Source organism: Acinetobacter sp. GN11, assembly GCF_054823985.1.
Genome location: NZ_JRVL01000073.1, coordinates 1 through 5,144, shown reverse-complemented (window position 1 = coordinate 5,144; position 5,144 = coordinate 1). Strand labels below are relative to the sequence as shown.

Annotated in this window: 4 protein-coding genes; all 4 read right to left on the bottom strand. The window is 36.8% G+C overall.

Annotated features, from left to right (window positions below; all coding sequences use genetic code 11):
- Positions 1 to 193: 193 nt before the first annotated feature.
- Positions 194 to 1,213, bottom strand: a complete 1,020-nt coding sequence (locus tag NL42_RS08455) for a fimbrial protein (protein ID WP_461312436.1) — start codon at positions 1,211 to 1,213, stop codon at positions 194 to 196.
- Positions 1,210 to 3,750: a fimbria/pilus outer membrane usher protein gene (locus tag NL42_RS08450; RefSeq protein WP_461312435.1), complete on the bottom strand. Its 2,541-nt coding sequence runs from the start codon at positions 3,748 to 3,750 to the stop codon at positions 1,210 to 1,212. The genes NL42_RS08455 and NL42_RS08450 overlap by 4 nt, the downstream gene beginning before the upstream one ends.
- A gap of 56 nt (positions 3,751 to 3,806) precedes the next feature.
- Positions 3,807 to 4,550, bottom strand: coding sequence for a fimbrial biogenesis chaperone (locus NL42_RS08445; RefSeq protein ID WP_461312434.1), 744 nt, complete (start codon positions 4,548 to 4,550; stop codon positions 3,807 to 3,809).
- A 73-nt stretch (positions 4,551 to 4,623) separates the two neighbouring features.
- Positions 4,624 to 5,142 (bottom strand): fimbrial protein, encoded by a 519-nt coding sequence (locus tag NL42_RS08440; RefSeq protein WP_461312433.1) that lies wholly within the window; start codon positions 5,140 to 5,142, stop codon positions 4,624 to 4,626.
- Positions 5,143 to 5,144 lie beyond the last annotated feature (2 nt).

Here is a 5,144-nt window from a genome sequence, read left to right as displayed (position 1 = left end):
ATGCAAATTGTGATCTATTTCCCACAATTTGTATTTCAGGTTAAGTGGTTATCACTAATGCTCATTTGCTATTTTTGCTTATGAGCATTTTTTTATGTGATTTTTTAATAGAACTACAAAGTTAAAAAAATAGCCTTTGTGTTCCCTTGGTAGCGTTAAGCTTCTTTGTTTTTAGTAATTTTATAGAGAATAGTTAATCATATTGAATCGTCACCGTCGCTGTGGCTTTAACCTCACCTGCGGTCACATTGGTGGCGGTCTGATAATAACGGGCAGTTAAAGGAATATCATATTCAACAGTTTGGTTGGAGCTCACGCTACCTATATTGAGTTTGGTTGCTTTTTGAATCGGCTTATTTGCTCCACTCATATTCCATAACAGTTCAACACCGACGCCGTTAGCTTTTATTGCATTCGCAGCACTGTTGTTAATCACCTGATTATTTGAGGTGTCAGAATTATAATCAAAACTTAAGCTGATCGTATTGCTCGTAGCGATACCAGAGTTATTTTCGCCACCATTACATAAGATTGATAGATTAAAATTCTGTTCCCCTTGGGTTGACCCAATCGCTCGAAAGCCTGATTTCATCACGGTTGGAAGTTGAACTGGTGAATCTACACCATTTTGAATTTCACAAGATGAAGACGCAATAAGAATAGGGGCATTACTTAATACGGTAGTGGTTAAAAATGGGCGGTTCTGTTGCCCTGATACGTAATAGGTACTGTAACGGCCTGCAACTAGTGCGCCAGAACCAGTTGTCATGGCTGTTTTAATAACTTCCATAACAAAATACCCGGGGGAAAGTGTATAGGTTTGATTGGGTGTTAATGTACGTCGATAAGGATAATATCCTGAAAAATCTGAAGCATCGGCAGCTTCGCGATAAAGTCGAATACCAATACCCGGAATATTGGTGGCATAAACATTATTGCCTATTAGGCTAATTGGATAATTTAAGGGGAGAGCTGCAATAATTTGATCACTTGCTCGATTACAAGTTGCAGTAGAATTATTAGGAGATATTGTAAAAGTATTCTTTTGTAAGATCGTTCCTATTGGATCGTTTGGTTTTACTACGATTTTACCTATCGTCATTGGAATATCGACGGTAGTAAATCCTTTACTTAAATTGCAATTTGCATTTGTATGGGTATAAGCAAATAGACTCACTGCCAAAAATCCAATTTTTTTTAAAATATTATTCATTTACAGACTGCCTTTGTCATAATAATTGGTTGGTTGTTATGCTTTATTTGATCCGCTATATCGTATTCAATTTCACATTTTTCAGTACTCGTATTTCCCCATTTCACATATAAACGATCATGGGTTAAGGGTGTGCGTAAATAAATGCGACTGCCTTGTGCGACAATGCCTATTACTTCGTTATTCTGGTTATATACCTGTGCGGCAAAAGGTAGATGTGAACCATCTAATGTTGTTGTACTAATAAAAAGTGCATAACCTTTTTTTGTTGAGAATTGAACTTTAGTGATCGAACCTGCATAGGGTGCAATCCGTAAACTGCTTTCAGCAAGTTCAACTTGGGTAGACATACCTTGTGGGTCAAGACTAATGTCATTCATACGGTAAGGCGTAACATAGGGAATAACGGCATATCCGTTTTTGTTAATACTTAGCCCGGGTGTATTACCGACTTGTGCTCCAGTAGCATCCGGCGCATAGACCAACACCATGGTTTGGGCTTGATCTGGCCCAAACAAAATTCCTTGAGAATGTGCAACAACATTGCCACTGAAGCTAAGCATTTCTTGTTGGTATGAATCTGCATGACTGAATGAAGCACCAAGTGTTGTATAGTTTGTTTTATAGGTGCCATTAATATTTAGGTTGGTTTGATCATGGTCCTGATTAGAAATTGATGCGCCGTAGTTTAAGCGATTTCCTGTAAAGCCACTGAAGCTTAAAATCTGACTGTCATCACCAATAACACTATTAAAAGTAAGAGAAGTTTTCTTAAAATCTAATGGAAAAGATAAAGAAGCAAGGTACTGTGTATCTTGTCCTGTGCGAGCACCGTCTTCTTCAATCTCGCTACTCATTGCAGATAAACTATAAGTTAAATCTTTAAATTGATTGCTATAACCTAATTGGAACTGTTTATTGGTCGTGGGTTGATTCCAATAATTTATCCATGAACCGACTAAGTAAAAATTTCCCCATTGTTTTGGAAGCACTTGATTTAAAGTAATCTGGAATTCACTTTTTTGTTTGCCTACAGAGAAGCTGTCAATATTTTGTTGTTGTAAATCTTGAATTAAAATTGCATCACGCAATTTCAGGTAGTTTTCAGTTGAATAGCGATAAGTAGCTAATGTTAAATTAGTATTGGTTGGAGAAAATAACTTACTGTAGCTTAAACGATAACTTTGCCCAGTCATTTTAAGTTGATGATCAAACTCAGCTTTTGACTGGGTCGCATCAAAAGAAATCGCTCCAATAGGTGTTGAAAAAGCCGTACCTAGTAATAAGGAGAGATATTGTTGCGTTGCTTGAACTGCGCTATAAGTTGTAAGGTAATTATTAATTCCCCGTTGATACTTACCTTGTATTAGCCACGGATTTAGGCCAAGGTTTGAATCTCGAAACTGCCCTAAAGTGAAAGAGTATCGACTCATTTGCGGACGTAGCATTTCGACCACAGAAGCATAGGGAATAGCGAATTTCTGAATTACGCCATTAGATTCAATTACTGAAACTTGTAGCTCACCTCCAAACCCTGTTGGGTAAAGATCATTAATTTCAAAATTTCCGGGTGGTACTGTTGTCTGATAAATTAAGTTGCCTTGTTGTCTAACCTCGACTTTCGCATTGGTTTTTGCATAACCTCTCACTCTGGGAGCATAACCGAGCATACTGTTTGGAAGCATTCGGTCATCACTTGAAATATTTACGCCGCGATACGGTAAAGCATCGATAAAATCACTATTAGTAAAATAATCGCCTAAAGTCACAACACCATTAATTTTTGGAAATGCTTTTTGTATATATGTATTTGTTGAACTATAAGAAGAATTATTAGGTTGTGAGTTGGATTGGCCTTGCCATTTCCATTGTCCATTATGGCGAAATTGCCAACTTGCTAAATTTGCTCCAAGATTAGTCCCCATAAAAGCATATGTACTTTCATGTTGTTCGTTAACTATTCGATAAGCAGTCGTGTTGTATGTCAAAAAAGCTGCATTAATACCTCGATCCCAAAGATGTGGATCGATATAGCCCTGTGCATTTTTTTCTAATGTGACTTGGGGGATAGAGATATCAATTCTTAAACGAGAACTATCAAATAAATAAAAAGCATTATCTATCCAATGACCCAGTGCATCACAAGAAAGAGAGGATGTATGAGAATGTTGGCTAAGCACATCAGCTTTTACGCCATATTCTAGTAACATGGCTTCTGTAAAACAGGTTTCGGCATTTACGTTAGGAGAGCTGGCATTAAAGCGCATGCGTCGTTTACCCAACCATTGGCCATTAATATAGACATCTAAGCTATATTCGCCAGCTAAAATGGGGTTTCCATATTTGAAACGACCAATATCAATTTTTTGCGCGTTACCGACTAAAAAATTGCTATCAAATTCTGCTTTTGAGAAAGCTGAAACATCAACATTATTTTCCGCAGATGCTCCCAAAGGCATAAATAACGCAATAGTTGAGGCCACATAACAAGTAAAAGGGCTTTTTAAACATATATAAGGTATAAACCATTTAGACATAGTTTTAGAGCCTATTCATGATAGGTATTTAGGTTTTTTTAAGTAATACAGTAAGGTTAGAACTTTATTGGATGTTCAACTCTTCCACCGTAATCATTGATATATACAAAGCTCATATCTGATACATTTTTATTTTTAAGTTTTATTTTATCTTCTGAAAAAGGGGCAACCATTAAACCTTGTTGTAACAAGTCTGCTTTATGGCCTTCAGTTCCTTGAAAAATGGAAGTGATAGTGAGGAAAAAGGGAGTCGGGTTCTTTACTACTAGATATTGATCATTTATTTTCCATTGAACTTTTTCACTTAGCTGTTCAATATTTTCTTTTAGATCTATAGGACGATAAAAGAACTTAATTCGCGAACGAACAGCGAGCTGTAAAAAATTATTAGAAATTGGGGTACTTTGGTCTTGTTGAGTTTTGCCTTCGGGTTTAGGAGGTATATCTAAAACATTAAGCCAGAAAATTGATTCTTGTTGCTGACTTAATTGGGATGAATTAGGTAGAGCTGTAATTCTTAAAGTTTGGCCTTTAGTTGCTTCTACTCGTGAAATCGGGGGGGTAATAATAAAAGGCACATTTGCTTCATCGGGAGTTGATTTTGCATTTCCATCATCAATCCAAGCCTGAATAAGAGACGGAGCTGTACCGTTATTACTCAGTTGTAATGTGATTTCACGTGCATTTGAAGGATAAATGACACGAGTTCCATGTAAAATAATTTCAGTATGACCTGTGGTAGTCAGTGCTACCTGTAGGCAAACTAATCCCCCAAAAAACTTACGACCACGAAAAAGCATGAGTCATATTCTCAATAATGAATAATAGATAGGAGATAGCTTCTATCTTTAAATAGAAGCTTCAATTTTAATTTTATTGATAAATAATGGTGTATTTTACTTGAGACGTTACCGTACCAGCAGTAGAAGCACCTGTAGCATAATACTCAGCATAATAGTTAAGGTCAGCATCACCACCTGCTGAAACATTCACCCATTGTGAGTTGGTCTGAGTTCCATTTGTGCTTGTAGCTAGTACAGGAATTACAGCATTATTACTACCTAGCAACTGGATATTCACGTTTGTTGCCCCGCCCGAAGTTGCTTGGTTTAACAAACGACCAGTATTAAAATCAACGGTAGCGCCCGGCTCAAAATAAGTGGCTACTTTGCCAGCAGAAGAACAGTTCGTTAAATTAATTTGAAATGGGGTACGACCAGCCACATCACCTGCATTTTTTAATGTTTGAGATGAAACTGTAGGCAGATTGATTGTTAAGTTTTTATCTCCAGTATCAATAGTACAAGTATTATCCGTAACAAGACCATTAATAGTAATTGTGCCATCTGCAGCTTGTGCATTTGTTATATTTAAGAGAGAAACTGCCGCTATAA

Excerpts from the sequence above, each read along its gene's own strand:
- NL42_RS08455 (WP_461312436.1), bottom strand. The coding sequence starts at position 1,213 with ATGAATAATATTTTAAAAAAAATTGGATTTTTGGCAGTGAGTCTATTT.
- NL42_RS08445 (WP_461312434.1), bottom strand. The coding sequence starts at position 4,550 with ATGCTTTTTCGTGGTCGTAAGTTTTTTGGGGGATTAGTTTGCCTACAG.
- NL42_RS08450 (WP_461312435.1), bottom strand. The coding sequence starts at position 3,750 with ATGTCTAAATGGTTTATACCTTATATATGTTTAAAAAGCCCTTTTACT.